Origin of the sequence: Billgrantia endophytica (assembly GCF_002879615.1) — a bacterium.
GTDB classification, from domain to species: domain Bacteria; phylum Pseudomonadota; class Gammaproteobacteria; order Pseudomonadales; family Halomonadaceae; genus Halomonas; species Halomonas endophytica.
Genome location: NZ_PNRF01000007.1, coordinates 36,164 through 50,261, shown reverse-complemented (window position 1 = coordinate 50,261; position 14,098 = coordinate 36,164). Strand labels below are relative to the sequence as shown.

Sequence of the window (14,098 nt, the reverse complement as noted above, 5' to 3'; positions counted from 1 at the left end):
TGGCGGCGACTCAAGCCGTTGCCATTTTCGGGTGTCGGAAAATGTCGCTCTGAAGCCGCGGTGGCTGGTTCCGCCACTCCCCAGGCAGGTTCTGACGTAAATGGCACAGCAGAGCCGTGACCTTGCGAGGCCGGTGGCCATAGGCATGAAGCAGCGTCACCGGCACCGGTGGTGCGCTCCACTCGGGCAGGCAGCGTTGCAGTGACCCGGGGTGGAAGGCTTCGCGCCTGGCAGCCAGCCAGTGGGGCATGATGCCCATGCCTTGTCCGTGGGCGATGGCATCGCCATGCAGGACATGCTGGTCGACCTGGAAACGGGAGTCGGGCGGCTGGAAGAAATATTCCCCTTCGTCGGGGTGGTGCAGCACCAGGCCATGCTCCGTGTCCCCGAGCAGATCGACCCAGGCATGCCGGGCCAATTCCTTGGGATGGGCGGGAGCGCCGCACCGTGCCAGGTGATCGGGGTGGGCGTAGAGGCCACGGCCGAGCCAGGCCAGGGTTTCCTGGCGCAGGACCGTCTTGGGTACCTCACCCAGCCACAGGAAGACGGCCTGGCTGTCGGTGTCGAGCGGTGGGTGCTGCCGGGTCTGCAATGTCAGGCGGATACCGGGGTGATCGGCCATGAAAACCATCAACTGATCGCACAGCCAGCTGCGGGCCAGGGCGTTGTGAGTGGCCACCACCAGCTCGCCACTGACCTCCTGGCGCAGTTCGTCCAGGGCGTGCTGGCCCTGCTCGGCGAGCTCGATGATCTGCTGGCAGTAGCCGTAGAAGAGCTGGCCTGCCTCGGTGGGCAGGAGGCGATTGGACTGGCGCCGCAGCAGCGGCTGGCCCAGCTGGTTTTCCAACTGGGCGATACGCCGGCTCAGCGTCGACTTGGCCAGACCGAGTTCCTGGGCGCTACGGGTCAGGCTGCCGGATTGCATGACGTGTACGAATGAGGTCAATTCGGCGAGATCGTACATGGCGAAAGCGGCCGTTGGTTCGAGTAGGAGAACTCAGTTTCCCATCTGGATCAATGAATGTAAATGATTCTCGTTGTGGCTGGTGTCAAGTCTTTGGCCGTTGCGTATTCGGCAACGGTATGTTGCGTGGTGTGACGCGATAACGATTGTGATAATCATTGTCGTTTGTTGTTTCGCAACGTGTAAGGAGCATGCCGACATGCCGCTCTACCTGGCACCGACCGTGTCCATTCTGCATCGATTGACGGCATTCATGGCGATAGCCATGATCCTCTGCCTCCCACTGGCTTCGGCCCAGGCTCGCACCCTCGAAACGGCCTTTGGCGAGGTAACCCTGAATGGCGAGGCCAGGCGGGTCGTGACCCTCTATGAAGGCGCGCTGGATACCGCACTGGCGGCGGGGGTGACACCCGTGGGGGCCGTGACCACGCGCGGTGGCGACGGCGTGGCGCGTTACCTGGACGATTACCTCGATGACATCGCCATTGTCGGTGTGGTGCGTGAGATCAATATCGAGGCGGTGTTGATGCAGCGCCCCGACTTGATCCTGGCAACGCCGCTGATCAGCAGTGAGCAGTATGCGCTGCTGTCGCGTATCGCACCCACCGTGGTGCCCGCGACGGATGGGTTCTCCCCCGATGCCTGGAAAGACGAGGCGCGGCTGTTTGCCCAGGCTCTCGATCGTGAGGAAGAGGTGGAGGCGGCGATTGCCGACGTCGAGGCCCGGGCAGCCGAACTGGCCAGTGCCCTGGCCGAGCACGAGGTGGACAATGATGTCGTCCTGGTGCGTTGGATGCCCCAGGGGCCGATGGTGATGTCGACGCAGATCTTCGCGTCAGGGCTGCTCGATGCCGCCGGCCTCGAGGTGAACGATAGTGGGCTGGTGCGCGAGGGAGCGGGGCACAGCGACCCGCTGAGCCTGGAGAACCTGTCGCAGGTGGATCGTGACTGGCTGTTTCTGGCCACGCTCAACGAAGAGGGCCGGGAAGCACTGGATGCCGCTCGTCGGTCACCGGCGTTCGATAGGCTGAACGTGGTGCAGAACGAGCGGGTGATTCCGGTGGATGGCCAGCTGTGGAGCAGTGCTTCCGGCCCCCTGGCGGCCCAGGCGATTCTCGACCAGCTCGAAGCCGCGCTGCTGCCCTGATGCGCATTGCCCTGATGCGTATAGCGGAGTGCCTGCCCGCGTGGCGTTGGCGTCGTCCGCAAGGCGTGGCGCGACCGTTCATCGTCTTGAGCCTGCTGGTATTGCTGGCAGGCTTGGCAAGTGTGCTGTTGGGGGCCGGCGAGGTCGGCCCTGGCCGGGCTATTGCGGTACTGCTTGGCGGCGGTGACGCCGAGGCGCGTTTCGTGGTCGGTTCGTTGCGTTTGCCGCGCACCCTGATCGGCATTGCGGTGGGGGTGGCACTGGGGGTGTCCGGCGCGCTACTGCAGGCGATGACACGCAATCCGCTGGCCGAACCGGGCTTGCTGGGTGTCAGCGCAGGCAGCGCCTTCGCCGTGGCGCTGGCGCTGCTGTTGGGCGCCAGTGCCGCCACGCTGCGGGTATCGGCGGCACAGCTGGGGGCATTGGTAGGCTGCCTGTGCGTTCTCAGTGTGGTGCGGATGCGGGGGGTGGGTAGCGATCCCATTCGGCTGGTGCTGGCCGGCGCGGCGTTTTCCGCCCTGTTGGCATCGTTTACCTCCCTGCTGTTGCTGTTCGACCAGCGTGCCGCCGACGAGATCCGCTTCTGGGTGATCGGCAGTCTGTCCGGGCGGCGTATCGACGACCTCATCGCGGTACTGCCCAGCTTGCTGGTGGCCGGCGTCATCGTGCTGGCCATCGCGCGTCCATTGGCGGCATTGGCACTGGGGGAGCGTGTCGCCTCCGGCTTGGGACATCGTCCCGCCCGTGTCCGCCTGCTGGTGATTCTGGCGGTGTCGTTGCTGGTCGGTGCGGCGACCGCCATTGCCGGGCCTATCGCCTTCGTGGGTTTGGTCGTGCCCTTCGCGGCCCGGGCACTGGCCGGGCCGGACATTCGCCGGGCGTTATGGCTGTGCGTGCCGCTGGGGCCGCTGATGGTCGTGTCGGCCGACGTTCTCTCACGCCTGCTGGTGGCGCCTTCCGAAATGCCGCTGGGCGTGCTGACCGCGATCTGCGGTGCGCCGGTTCTGGTCGCCGTGGTGCGCGCACGACGCATGCCGACGCTATGACATGTCCGACACCATGAGCCATCTCTCCTTCAGGAGTCGAACGTTGCACGACAGGACTCTCGATATACCCCAGCTCTCGGACGAGGTGCGTGTTCCGGCGCCGCCGGGGAGCTGGCGACTGGCGTGGCGCTGGCCGGTCGCCGAACCGCGCTGGGCCAGCGTGTTGGTCGAACGCCGTAGCGTGATCGCCAACCTGCTGCTGACGGTGGTTCTGCTGCTGTCCTCGCTGATGTATCTGGCGGTGGGCAGTGTGGTTCTCGGGCCGCTCGAACTGCTGGCGGTGCTGCGGGGGGAAGGCGATATGGTGGCCGCTTTCATGGTCCACGAGCTGCGCCTGCCACGCCTGACCGCGGCCTGGCTGACCGGTGCCGCGTTCGCCGTGGCCGGCTGCCTGATGCAGACCCTGGCCCGCAATCGTCTCGCCACACCCGGCATCATCGGGATCGACAACGGTGCCACGGCGTTCGCCGTGGCTTCCGTGGTCGGCATCAGCGTCTCCCTGGCGCCGCCGGCGATGGCGTTGATGGGGGCGGCGACCGCGGCGGCCATCACCTTCGGCCTCGCCGTGGGGGGCGGAACGCGTGGCTATCGCTTCATCGTCGCCGGCATCGGTGTCGGTGCGGTGTTCGGTGCGATCACCCAGTTGCTGCTGGCGCGGGTGGGCATCGATACCGCCAACGCCGCCTATCCATGGACCATCGGTACGCTCAATGCCCGGCCAGCGAATGCCATGGTGGTATTGGCGGTGGGGCTGGCCATCGGCCTGTTGCTCGCCATGTGGCTGTCGCGCTCGCTGTCGTTGATGCGTTTCAGCGATGCGGTCGCCCAGGGGCTGGGCATCGTCATTCAACGCCGCCGCTGGCAGGTGCTGACGGTGTCGGTGCTGCTGACCGGCCTGGCCGTGGCCGTGGCCGGGCCGGTTGGGATGGTGGGGCTGATCGGTCCGGAAATCGCGCGCTCGCTGTCGTCGCGGCGTGGCGTACCGATCATCGGCTCGGCGCTGGCGGGGGCACTGGTGATGGTGCTTTCCGACCTCGTCGGGAGGGTGCTGTTGGCACCGATCGAACTGCCGGTAGGCATCGTCACGGCCGTGGTGGGCGGACCATGGCTGCTGTGGATTCTGCTGCGTCCCGCCTCGAGGAATCTCGTATGAACCATTATGCCAACCTGGCCGAGCTGGAAGCGCGGGCACTGAGCCTGGCCTATGGCCGCACACCGGTGATCGATACGCTGGACATGACATTGCCGCCTGGCCGTGTCACGGCCATCGTCGGCCCCAACGGCTGCGGCAAGTCGACGCTGCTCGCGGGGCTGGCGCGCCTGCACGTGCCTGGCGCCGGCAGTGTGCTGCTCAATGGCGACGACATACAGCGACTGCCGGCGCGTACCCTGGCGCGGCAACTGGCGCTGCTGCCTCAGCAGGCGTCGGCGCCCGAAGGGCTGACGGTGATGGACCTGATCCGCTTCGGGCGTCAGCCGCACCAGGGCTGGTTGAGCCAATGGTCGGCGGACGATCGCCAAGCCGTGCATGACGCGCTGGCGGCGGCGGATCTCGAAGACCTGGCCGAGCGGCCGTTGGACGCCCTCTCCGGAGGGCAGCGGCAGCGGGCGTGGATTGCCATGACCATTGCACAGCAGACGCCATTGCTATTGCTCGATGAACCCACCTCCGCACTGGACCTGGGCCACCAGATCGAAGTCTTCGAGCTGGTTCGGCGCCTGGCCGGCGGCGGACGCACCGTGGTGATGGTGCTTCATGATCTCTCCAGTGCCTGCCGCTATGCCGACCATCTGCTGGCGCTGCAGGGTGGCAGGATCGTTGCCGCTGGCCCCCCGAACCAGGTGGTCACCACCGACCTGGTGCGTCATCTCTATGGAATCGACTGTACCCTGATCATCGACCCGGATACCGGCGCGCCCCTGCTGGGCAACATACGGCGGGCCCATCCTTCCTCGGCCTGAAGGCCCAGGCTTGCCGCGCATCCGGTCAGCAACGCCCAGCGGTGTATCGCGTTTCGACGAAGTGACGCGATTCAATATTGGTATACCACTAATAAACACCGTTATTTCGGCTGTAAAACGGGCGATTCATGTCCATACTGGGGCAAGGCCTGCCGTATAAGATGGGCCGCAGGGAATAATCAAGGGAACCTAGAGGTGTCCACCATGAGCTCCTCCTACCGACACTATTTCGGTGTGGCCGTCTTTGTGCTGCTTAGTTGTCTGTTACTGTTGATCGCCAAGAGCGCCCAGGCCAATCCCCGCTATGCGGCCATTGTGATCGACGTCGAGAGCGGTGATGTCTTGCATGCCGCCAACGCGGATGCCACCCGCTACCCGGCATCCTTGACCAAGATGATGACGCTTTACCTGCTGTTCGAGGCGATCGAGGATGGCAGCATGCGTCTGCATCAGCCGCTGTCCGTGTCGGCCCAGGCAGCGGCGATGCCGGCCTCCAAGCTATGGCTTCCCGCAGGCGGCAGCATCACCGTGGAAGACGCCATTCTGGCGCTGGTGGTGCGCTCCGCCAACGATGTGGCCGTTGTGGTGGCCGAAGCCCTGGGCGGTAGTGAACGCCAGTTCGCCGACATGATGACCCGCCGGGCCCGCGACCTGGGCATGCCGGCTACGGTGTTCCGCAACGCGTCTGGCCTGCCGAACAACGAGCAGGTCACCACGGCCCGGGACATGGCGACGCTCTCGGTTCGTTTGATGCAGGACTTTCCGCAGTACTACCATTATTTCTCGACCCAGAGTTTTACCCACCGTGGCACGACGCATACCAGCCACAATCGCTTGGTGCGCAATTATCCCGGTGCCGATGGTCTGAAGACCGGGTTCATTCGTGCCTCCGGCTTCAACGTGGCCACGTCGGCGATCCGCGATAACCGCCGCGTCGTTTCCGTCGTCATGGGGGGCTTCACCGCCGCGTCGCGTGACACCCATATGACCGACCTGCTCGATCGCGGCTATGCGCGGCTTTCCATGTTGCAGCGGGGCGACTGGATCGCCCAGGCCGACGTCTTCGGCGACAACATGGACCTGCCGGCTGCCCAGCCCACCTCGCCGGCTCCTGACATGCAGCTGGCTTCGGCGCCGCCAAGCGTGTCATCGAACGACGCCCTGCGGACGAGCGGGGCCGGCACCGGGCCGCGTGCCACCTTCCAGTCCGAGATGGGGGCCGAGATGGGCTCCGCGGACGATCCGATCCGCGACCTGATCGCACGGGCCGATTCGCCGCAGCCAAGTGGCACCTGGGCCGTGCAGGTCGGTGCGTTCAACGATGCCGACCAGGCCCGCAGTTTGGCGTCACGCGCCGCCGACCAGCTGGCGAGCCAGATGCGGGACGTGCGTGTCGCGGTCGCCGAGTCCCACGGTGAGCAGCGCGTGTTCCGCGCCAGGCTGGTCGACATGCAGGAAAACGACGCCCATACCGCCTGCCGGAGCCTGAAGGAGCGGGGCATGGACTGCATGGTGGTCGCGCACTACTGAGGCGCCCGCATCCGCTAGCACTTGCCGCCACCGCCACAAGCTATTAGGTTGGTAACCATCAGCCCCGTCGACCCTTCCCGGTCGGCGGGGTGGTTTTTTGGGGCCCGCCTGGGGCCACCAGAAGGAGAGGTCGCCATGTCGCCGTCGTTGAAGGGCATTCTGTTCATGTGTGCGGGTGTGCTGTGCCTGGCGCTTGGCGATGCCATCGCCAAGTGGCTCGGGGAGGTGCATTCTCCGCTGCAGATCATCTTCTTCCGCGCCCTGGTATCGCTGCCGTTGATCGCGCTGCTGGCGTATTTCGGTGGCGGCCTGCGCAAGCTGCGTACCCGCCGGCCGGTCGTGCATCTGGTGCGTGGCCTGATCTATACCGGAACCATGTTCTTCTTCGTGCTTGGGTTGACGCTGCTGCCGCTGGCCGAGGCCACGGCCATCGCTTTCGTGGCGCCGCTGTTCGTGACGCTGCTGTCGGTGCCGCTACTCGGCGAAAAGATCGACCGCCCGGTGATGGTGGCTTCCCTGCTGGGTTTCGCGGGGGTGCTGGTGGTGGTGCGGCCGGGGGGCGATGCCTTTCACCCGGGGGCGCTGGCGCTGTTGGCGGCGGCGGCCTTCTACGCGCTGATGATGATAACCGCGCGCCGCTACGGTGCCCGGGAGCACCTCTGGGCGATGGTGTTCTACATGACCCTGGTGCCGCTGGTCATCACCACGATAACCCTGCCATGGGTCTGGCAGACCCCCCACCCCTGGCACTGGCTGGGCTTTCTCGGCGCCGGGATCATCGGCGTGGGCGCGACGGCGTTCATCACCCTGGCGTTTCGTTTCGCACCGGCGGCCATTGCGGCCCCCTTCGACTACACCGCCATGCTGTGGGCGGTGCTGCTCGGCTGGTGGTTCTGGGGAGAAATGCCCGATCCGTGGGTCTTCGTGGGCAGCACGCTGATCATCGGCAGTGGATTGTTGATCGCCTATCACGACCGCCGCACGACCCTGAAGCGCCGGCCTACTTCCTGAAGAAGGCCCTGGCAGCCGCTTCGGGATCGGCCTGGCCGCAGATCGCCGATATCACCGCCGGGCCCTGCGCGCCGGCCGCACGCACCTGGTCCCCGTGTTCCGCCTGCAGGCCGCCGATGGCGACCGCGGGCAAGGGGCTTGCGGCCACCAGCGCGGCCAGACCGTCGAAGCCCAGCGGCCGGGCATGATTCCGTTTGGTCGTCGTGGCGAATACCGGCCCCAGCCCGAGATAGTCGAGCGGGCCCGGGTCCAGGCGCGCCATCTGTTCGTGATTCTGGACCGAGAGCCCGATGATGGCCCGTTCGCCCAGGGCCTGGCGAGCGGCTGCCGCATCGCCATCATCCTGCCCCACGTGCAGGCCATCGGCGTTGCTGGCCAGCGCCACGTTCAACCTGTCATTGATGATCAGCGGAACACCGCTTCCCGCGAGTGCCAGCCCGAGGCGCCGTGCCTGGTCGATCAATTCGTCGTCGCTGGCGTGCTTGTCACGCAGTTGGACCAGTGTGACGCCGCCGCGTACGGCGGCGACCACGGTTTCCACCAGCCCATGGCGGGCGCACAGCCCGGGGTCGGTCACCAGGTAGAGCGACAGGTCAATTCGCATCGTTTATCTCCAGCATGGGCACACTATCCACGCCGGCCTCGGCCATGTAAAGCTTGGCGGTCCTATCCCGTATCCCGGGTGCCTGTCGTCACTCGTGCACTGCCCGTGGGACCAAGGGGATCGCCCTTCCATGCATGGAGCCTTCCTTACCTGTCCGGGTGCTGTCCTTGCGGACCACATCGACGCGGTTCTGCTCGTGGGTCCACTTCCCCTGCGGCTTGTCGATGTACTGGAAGTACTCGTTGGTGAAGCTGCCCTGGGTACAGGCGTAGCGGTAGAGCACGCTGTCCACGCCGTGGACGCCCAGGACCCGGTTGAAGACGCCCGGGCCCGTCATGTCGAAGACGCCCTTGATCGTGTTCTCCTCGATATTGGTGTTCACCGCCTGGATCACTGCCGCCAGTTGGGGAGTGGCCGGCTGGCTGGCAATGAAGTAGTTGCTCAGATCGCCGCGTTTGGTCCGGATGAACAGCGAAGAGCGATTGCTGCCGAGCGTCAGGCCCAGGGGCCAGACAAGGTGGGCGTCGATGTCCAGGTAGACGCCGCCATGCCGCTGCAGTACGAGCACCCGCCAGAAGTCCGCCTGGGCGGCGCCGATCTGCAGTCGCGAATAACTCCGCTGGATCTCCTCGGGATAGTGGGCGGCGATGAAATCGGCCCTGGCTTCGGTGACCATGAAGCGATACTCGAAGGTGGGAGCTGCCAGACGGTTGAACAGATAGTTCAGGTAGACGGGCAAGGTCACCCGGTTGGTGAAGTTGGTTTGCCAGACGATGCGGGGGATGGCGGTCGTCCCGCGGGGGCGGATCAAGGGGGCTGCGTGCTCGGGCAGGGTGAAGCGCGTATCGGGGAAGACGAAGTGAAAGGCGTAGCACGACATCTTCATCAGGTTGCCCAGCAGCTTGATCAGGCGGCTGGCCAGTAGTTTATGCAGAGGCTTCACGGCGTGTCCTGTCGAGTCGGGGGTGAACAGGCAGCAGGCCAGGCACGCATGGCTGGCCTGCCGTTCCCTCCACGCTAGGCGAAGTCTCTTAAGAAACGCTTAAGGAAAGATGACGGTCTCGGGGCAGTGACACCCTGGCGCTCAAACCGCCTCCCGGGGCTTCCTCCAGCGCCAGGCGGCCGCCGTGGCGCTGCAGCAGCCGGTCGACGATCGAGAGCCCCAGCCCCGTGCCGGCGCCTGGACCGGCACGCTGGAAACGCTCGATCGCCTGCTCGCGCTGCGCTGTCGGGATGCCGGGCCCCTGGTCGTCGACCCGCAGGGTCAGCTGCTCTGCATCGGCGGCCAGGGTCACCCGGATCACCGTGCCCTCGGGGGAGTGCTGCAAGGCGTTGCCGACAAGGTTCTGGATCAGGGTATCGATGGCACCGGGCTCGGCCACCAGCCGCCAGTCGGTGGCGTCGTCGGCATCCAGTTGCAACTCCAGGTGGCGTCTGCTGGCCAGCGGCGAGAGCTCGGCAAGCGCCTCGCGCACCTCCTTGAGCAGATCGATCTCGCGTCGGGCCGCGCTGTTGTCATGCTCGGGATCCAGGCGGGCGAGCGTCAGCAACTGGGTGATCAGATGGGTCGACCGGGCGACGCCCACACGCAGCTGGTCCAGGGCCTCGCGGCGATCTGCCGGATCCTCGGCCGCCAGCGCGTTTTGCGCGTGCAGGTCGAGGACGGCCAGCGGGGTGCGCAACTCATGGGCGGCATCGGCGATGAAGCGCTTCTCGCGGATGCGCAGCGTGCGAATGCGTTCGAGCAGGCGGTTCAGGGCGCCGGAGATGGTTTCCAGCTCACGAGGCATCGGGTACAGGAGAAGCGGCTGCAGGTTGTGCGGGTCGCGGCTGCGGATCAGCTCGGCCATGCGCGACAGCGGCCGCAGCCCCCAGCCGATGGCCCACCACAGCAGCAGGGCCAATATCGGTAGCCCCAGCAGATCGGGTGTCAGGGTGCGCAGGGCGATGAGGTTCACCAGCTCGCCGCGAACATCCTCGCGCTCCCCGACCAGGACCCGGAGCGGCTCTCCCGGAGTGTTCAGGGCATAGACCCGCCAGTCGTGCCCCTCCATCTGGGCGTCAGTGTAGCCCTGTGACAGGAGCGTGAGCGGCATGTCGGGGGCACTGGCCGAGCGCAACAGCAGGGTATCGCCCTCCCAGATCTGGAAGGCCAGCTTGCTCTCGTAGCGATGCCCGGCGATGCGCTGGTCGGCCTGCTCGGCACGCTGCAGGGCGCTGTCGAGGCTGGAGAGCAGCGCGAGGCGCTCCTCGGCGGCCAGGGGCGCCTGCATCAAACCCTCGAGCACTCGAGCGTTCTGCGCCAGGCGCGCATCGAACAGTTCCTCGACCTCGCGGGCAGCGTCTCGGTAGCTGGTGATGCCCAGCAGCAGCATGCTCAGGCCGAAGACCAGCAGCACGACGCTCATGGTGCGGCGACGGATCGATATCACGGGGCACTGTCATCCATCACATAGCCGATGCCGCGCAGGGTGCGGATCAGCTCGGGAAAGAGCTTGCGGCGCAGGTGGTGCACATGCACCTCGATGGCGTTGCTCTCCACGTCCTCGTCCCAGCCGTAGACCAGCCGGGCCAGGGTATCGCGGGTGAAGACCCGCCCCGGGTGGCCGAGGAACTCCTGCAGTAGGGTGAATTCGCGTCGTGTGAGTGCCACGGGCTCGTTCCGGTAGCTGACGCTGCGGCCAACGGGGTCGAGGCGCACGCCGCGCACCTCGAGCACGCTGCTGGCCTGGCGAAGGCTGCGGCGCAACAGGGCACGCAGCCGCGCCTTGAGCTCGGCCACCTCGAAGGGCTTGATCAGATAGTCATCGGCGCCGGCGTCGAGCCCGGCGATGCGATCCTCGACGCCGTCCCGGGCGGTCAGCACCAGCACCGGTACCCGGTTGCCATGGCGTCGCGTCGCCTCCAGCACTCGCATGCCATCGAGTCCTGGCAGGCCCAGGTCGAGGATCACCGCACCCAACGGCTCGCCCCCCTTGAGGGCAGCGAGCGCCGTGGGGCCGTCGGTGAGCACGTCCACGGTGTAGTGCTCGGGTTTCAAGGCCAGGCGGATTCCCGCCGCCAGGCTGGGGTCGTCCTCCACCAGCAAGATGCGCATGGGCCAGGGACACTCCTTCGGTCGGATCAACGGGCAGTGTACCTCCTCGCGGAGCCCGTATCGCCCACCCGCTACCGGGGCCGCCATCCCATCGGTATGGTTCAGGGTGCGGGGCTGGCGGCGCCCAGGTAGCGATCCTGCCAGTAGGCCACGTGCAGTGGCACGCTGGTCACCTTGCGGCCGCTGCCCGGGGCATGGATCATCTGGCCATTGCCCCGATAGATACCGACATGGGTGGCCTTGCGGCGGTCGCCAAAGAAGAGGAGGTCGCCCGGGCGCGCCTGGCGGGCTTCGGGGAGCTCGCGGAACTGATCGTCGGCCGTGCGAGGCACCGGTATCCCGGCGGCGCGGTAGGAGAGCTCGACGAGCCCGGAGCAGTCGAGCCCTTCCGGGGTGTTGCCGCCGAAGCGGTAGGGGGTCCCCAGGGCCCCCTCGGCGGTTGCCAGGATCAGGGCTCTCTCGATGGAGAGACCTTCATCGGGCCCCGGGTCATGGGTCGCCAGGTCCCGGCTGGCACAGCCGGCCAGCAGTACCAGGGCCAGCAACAGGACGACCAGCCGCCCCTGGCCATGGAGCGACCTCGTGAATCCAGGTGCTGCCATTGGTTCGAACCACGCCGCTCGCCGCATCGTCCTGTTACTCTTCGAGAATCCTGTTTCCTACTTTAGCCCGAACCGGACGTGCTTGGCGAGAATCGGCGAACGCGTGCCGTGGGCCAGGCCATTCTCCTCGGCAGGTCATGGCATCTCGCTGGTTGCCCGTTCGGGCAGGGGGCGGGTGGTCGCTTACGCCGACAGGCTGGAAATATGGCGGGGGGGACATCATTATCTTCCCTACGACGACTCAGTGATGAAGGAGAGACCATGAGCTTCAAGGGAGAGCAGCATCCCGGGGTGCAGGCACCCACGGCGGATTCTCTGGGATTCCGGCTCAACCACACCATGTTGCGGGTGAAGGATCCTGAAAAGTCGCTGGCGTTCTATACCCGTGTCTTCGGCATGAGTGTGCTGCGCCGCCTCGATTTCGAGGAGCTGGGCTTCTCGCTCTACTTCCTCGCCAGGTTGGAAGAGGGGGAGCCGGTGCCGGAGGAGGCGGGCGAACGGACCGTCTGGACCTTCAGCCAGAAGGGTCTGCTGGAGCTGACCCATAACTGGGGCACCGAGGCCCAGGACGACTTTGCCTATCACGATGGCAATGCCGAGCCGCAGGGCTTCGGCCATATCTGCTTCTCGGTACCGCATCTCGATGCCGCCGAGGCCTGGTTCGATGCCAATGGTGTCGAGTTCATCAAGCGTTCGGATCAGGGCAAGATGAAGGACGTCGTCTTCGTCAAGGATGTGGATGGCTACTGGATCGAGGTGGTCCAGGCCGACCGGCTGGCCGGGCTGGGAGAGACACCGCTGGATAAATGAACGTCAACGCTCTTCGCAGTGCCTCACCCCGCGACACTCAGCCGAAGGCATAGACGTCCATGGCCAGCACTCCGTGCTCCACGCTGTGATGCAGCCGCCTGGCCGGCCCCCCGGCGCCCATGGCCACCAGCAGCGGCTGGAAGTGTTCCGGCGTGGGGTGGTTGCGCCTGGCCTGTGGCGCCTGCTCCCACTCTTGCAGGGCGTCGCGATCATTGGCCTCGAGGCGAAAGTGAACCCAGTCGGCGAATTCGATGACCCACTCTGGGGTCGGGGCCTGCCGGGCCTGAAGCTCGGCCAGGTTGTGCGTCAGGCTGCCCGAGCCGATGACCAGCACGCCCTCCCTGCGTAGCCCGGCCAGCTTCCCGCCCAGCTCGACCAGTTGATGGTTCGACCACTCGACCGGCAGCGACAGCGAGACGACCGGAATGTCGGCATCCGGGAACATCAGCGAGAGCGGTACCCAGGCGCCATGGTCGAGGCCGCGTTCCGTGGGTATGGCATTCAGCTTCCCGGCCAGCCGCTGGGCCAGCTCGGGGTCGCCGGGGGCGGGGTACTGGCAGTCGAACAGCGCCTGGGGAAAGCCGCCGAAGTCGTGAATGGTCTCGGGTCGGGCACTGGTGCTGACCGCCAGTTGGCGGGTGGTCCAGTGGGCCGAGACGACGACGATGGCATCGGGGCGGAACTCCCGCCCCAGCTCACGCAGGAAGTCATGGGCGGGCCCCGGCGTCAGGGCCAGCATCGGGGAGCCGTGGGAGATGAATAGACTGGGCTGCATGGCAGGTCTCCGTTGACGGTCGGCACCGGCCAGTCACCCGGTCGGCGCGCGATCAATGGGGGTGGCGATGTATCAGGCGAAGCGGCGGCTTAGCGTCAGGTTACCGCTTCCCAGGCCGGCCTGCACCAGCAGGACGATGGCCCAGAAGACCGGGAATTCCCAGCCGCCGCCCGGGTTGGAGAACACCCAGCCGTAGCCCAGGTGGACCCAGGCGGCGCCGAGCAGCACCGGCACCAGGGCCAGGCTCACCCAGCGCGTGTAGATGCCGAGGAGCAGTGCCAGGCCGCCACCGACTTCCGCCAGGATGGTCAGGTAGGCCAGAAAGCCGGGCAGGCCGAGGGATTCGAAGTAGCCGACGGTGCCGGGAATGGTGAAGACGAACACCTTGAGTAGTCCGTGGGCCAGGGTCATGAGGCCGAGGGAAAGGCGAAGCAGGGTGATGGCATAGGCTTGCATGGGATGTATCCGTAGGGTGTCAGTGGGTATGGGGCCACTCTACGTCGCCATGGGGGCGGGATAATCTGCTAACTGAAGACATCATTGTTGCGCA

General features: G+C 66.2%; 15 protein-coding genes. 7 read left to right on the top strand and 8 right to left on the bottom strand.

Translation table 11 applies throughout. The annotated features are described in order from the left end of the window. Positions 1-10: 10 nt before the first annotated feature. Entirely contained in the window at positions 11-964 is a 954-nt protein-coding gene (locus C1H69_RS02165; protein ID WP_102651777.1) for a LysR family transcriptional regulator, read from the bottom strand. A 199-nt stretch (positions 965-1,163) separates the two neighbouring features. Here C1H69_RS02165 and C1H69_RS02160 point away from each other — a divergent pair, with 199 nt between their 5' ends. From C1H69_RS02160 to C1H69_RS02135, 6 genes are all read left to right on the top strand, one after another. Then, positions 1,164-2,111 carry an ABC transporter substrate-binding protein gene (locus tag C1H69_RS02160; protein WP_422666873.1) on the top strand — a complete coding sequence of 316 codons (948 nt, stop codon included), beginning with the start codon at positions 1,164-1,166 and terminating at the stop codon, positions 2,109-2,111. Further along, positions 2,111-3,157 (top strand): FecCD family ABC transporter permease, encoded by a 1,047-nt coding sequence (locus C1H69_RS02155; RefSeq protein ID WP_240609780.1) that lies wholly within the window; start codon positions 2,111-2,113, stop codon positions 3,155-3,157. The genes C1H69_RS02160 and C1H69_RS02155 overlap by 1 nt, the downstream gene beginning before the upstream one ends. Positions 3,158-3,200: 43 nt before the next feature. Next, positions 3,201-4,310 carry a FecCD family ABC transporter permease gene (locus C1H69_RS02150; protein WP_422666872.1) on the top strand — a complete coding sequence of 370 codons (1,110 nt, stop codon included), beginning with the start codon at positions 3,201-3,203 and terminating at the stop codon, positions 4,308-4,310. Next, the gene (locus C1H69_RS02145) at positions 4,307-5,119 is read left to right on the top strand and encodes an ABC transporter ATP-binding protein (RefSeq protein WP_205738389.1); all 813 of its coding nucleotides are present in this window, start codon (positions 4,307-4,309) and stop codon (positions 5,117-5,119) included. Before C1H69_RS02150 ends, C1H69_RS02145 begins: the two co-directional genes overlap by 4 nt. 204 nt (positions 5,120-5,323) lie before the next feature. Further along, positions 5,324-6,649 (top strand): D-alanyl-D-alanine carboxypeptidase, encoded by a 1,326-nt coding sequence (locus C1H69_RS02140; protein ID WP_102651775.1) that lies wholly within the window; start codon positions 5,324-5,326, stop codon positions 6,647-6,649. Positions 6,650-6,784: 135 nt separating this feature from the next. Then, positions 6,785-7,660 (top strand): DMT family transporter, encoded by an 876-nt coding sequence (locus C1H69_RS02135; RefSeq protein ID WP_102651774.1) that lies wholly within the window; start codon positions 6,785-6,787, stop codon positions 7,658-7,660. Here the strand turns inward: C1H69_RS02135 and thiE are convergent. The 5 genes from thiE to C1H69_RS02110 form a co-directional block, all read right to left on the bottom strand. Beyond that, positions 7,650-8,264, bottom strand: coding sequence for a thiamine phosphate synthase (gene thiE / locus C1H69_RS02130; protein WP_102651773.1), 615 nt, complete (start codon positions 8,262-8,264; stop codon positions 7,650-7,652). The two genes, C1H69_RS02135 and thiE, sit on opposite strands and share 11 nt — an antisense overlap. 88 nt (positions 8,265-8,352) lie before the next feature. Further along, positions 8,353-9,207 carry a glycosyltransferase family 32 protein gene (locus tag C1H69_RS02125; protein WP_240609779.1) on the bottom strand — a complete coding sequence of 285 codons (855 nt, stop codon included), beginning with the start codon at positions 9,205-9,207 and terminating at the stop codon, positions 8,353-8,355. 88 nt (positions 9,208-9,295) lie between these two features. Further along, positions 9,296-10,696 carry an ATP-binding protein gene (locus C1H69_RS02120; RefSeq protein WP_102651772.1) on the bottom strand — a complete coding sequence of 467 codons (1,401 nt, stop codon included), beginning with the start codon at positions 10,694-10,696 and terminating at the stop codon, positions 9,296-9,298. Further along, on the bottom strand, positions 10,693-11,361 hold the full coding sequence (locus tag C1H69_RS02115; RefSeq protein WP_102651771.1) for a response regulator: 669 nt from the start codon (positions 11,359-11,361) through the stop codon (positions 10,693-10,695). Before C1H69_RS02115 ends, C1H69_RS02120 begins: the two co-directional genes overlap by 4 nt. A 101-nt stretch (positions 11,362-11,462) precedes the next feature. Next, positions 11,463-11,963 carry a C40 family peptidase gene (locus C1H69_RS02110; protein ID WP_102651770.1) on the bottom strand — a complete coding sequence of 167 codons (501 nt, stop codon included), beginning with the start codon at positions 11,961-11,963 and terminating at the stop codon, positions 11,463-11,465. 261 nt (positions 11,964-12,224) lie between these two features. On the opposite strand from C1H69_RS02110, the gene gloA reads away from it, so the two are divergent. Next, on the top strand, positions 12,225-12,773 hold the full coding sequence (gloA, locus tag C1H69_RS02105; protein WP_102651769.1) for a lactoylglutathione lyase: 549 nt from the start codon (positions 12,225-12,227) through the stop codon (positions 12,771-12,773). Positions 12,774-12,810: 37 nt separating this feature from the next. Here gloA and C1H69_RS02100 read toward each other — a convergent pair whose 3' ends face one another. Together C1H69_RS02100 and C1H69_RS02095 are read right to left on the bottom strand one after the other, a co-directional pair. Beyond that, positions 12,811-13,548, bottom strand: coding sequence for a dioxygenase family protein (locus tag C1H69_RS02100; protein ID WP_102651768.1), 738 nt, complete (start codon positions 13,546-13,548; stop codon positions 12,811-12,813). Between the two features lie 72 nt (positions 13,549-13,620). Beyond that, positions 13,621-14,004, bottom strand: coding sequence for a DoxX family protein (locus tag C1H69_RS02095; protein ID WP_102651767.1), 384 nt, complete (start codon positions 14,002-14,004; stop codon positions 13,621-13,623). Positions 14,005-14,098: the final 94 nt, after the last annotated feature.

Coding starts and splice junctions, on each gene's coding strand:
- C1H69_RS02165 (WP_102651777.1), bottom strand. CDS start 964: ATGTACGATCTCGCCGAATTGACCTCATTCGTACACGTCATGCAATCC.
- C1H69_RS02160 (WP_422666873.1), top strand. CDS start 1,164: ATGCCGCTCTACCTGGCACCGACCGTGTCCATTCTGCATCGATTGACG.
- C1H69_RS02155 (WP_240609780.1), top strand. CDS start 2,111: ATGCGCATTGCCCTGATGCGTATAGCGGAGTGCCTGCCCGCGTGGCGT.
- C1H69_RS02145 (WP_205738389.1), top strand. CDS start 4,307: ATGAACCATTATGCCAACCTGGCCGAGCTGGAAGCGCGGGCACTGAGC.
- C1H69_RS02140 (WP_102651775.1), top strand. CDS start 5,324: ATGAGCTCCTCCTACCGACACTATTTCGGTGTGGCCGTCTTTGTGCTG.
- C1H69_RS02135 (WP_102651774.1), top strand. CDS start 6,785: ATGTCGCCGTCGTTGAAGGGCATTCTGTTCATGTGTGCGGGTGTGCTG.
- thiE (WP_102651773.1), bottom strand. CDS start 8,264: ATGCGAATTGACCTGTCGCTCTACCTGGTGACCGACCCCGGGCTGTGC.
- C1H69_RS02115 (WP_102651771.1), bottom strand. CDS start 11,361: ATGCGCATCTTGCTGGTGGAGGACGACCCCAGCCTGGCGGCGGGAATC.
- C1H69_RS02110 (WP_102651770.1), bottom strand. CDS start 11,963: ATGGCAGCACCTGGATTCACGAGGTCGCTCCATGGCCAGGGGCGGCTG.
- gloA (WP_102651769.1), top strand. CDS start 12,225: ATGAGCTTCAAGGGAGAGCAGCATCCCGGGGTGCAGGCACCCACGGCG.
- C1H69_RS02100 (WP_102651768.1), bottom strand. CDS start 13,548: ATGCAGCCCAGTCTATTCATCTCCCACGGCTCCCCGATGCTGGCCCTG.
- C1H69_RS02095 (WP_102651767.1), bottom strand. CDS start 14,004: ATGCAAGCCTATGCCATCACCCTGCTTCGCCTTTCCCTCGGCCTCATG.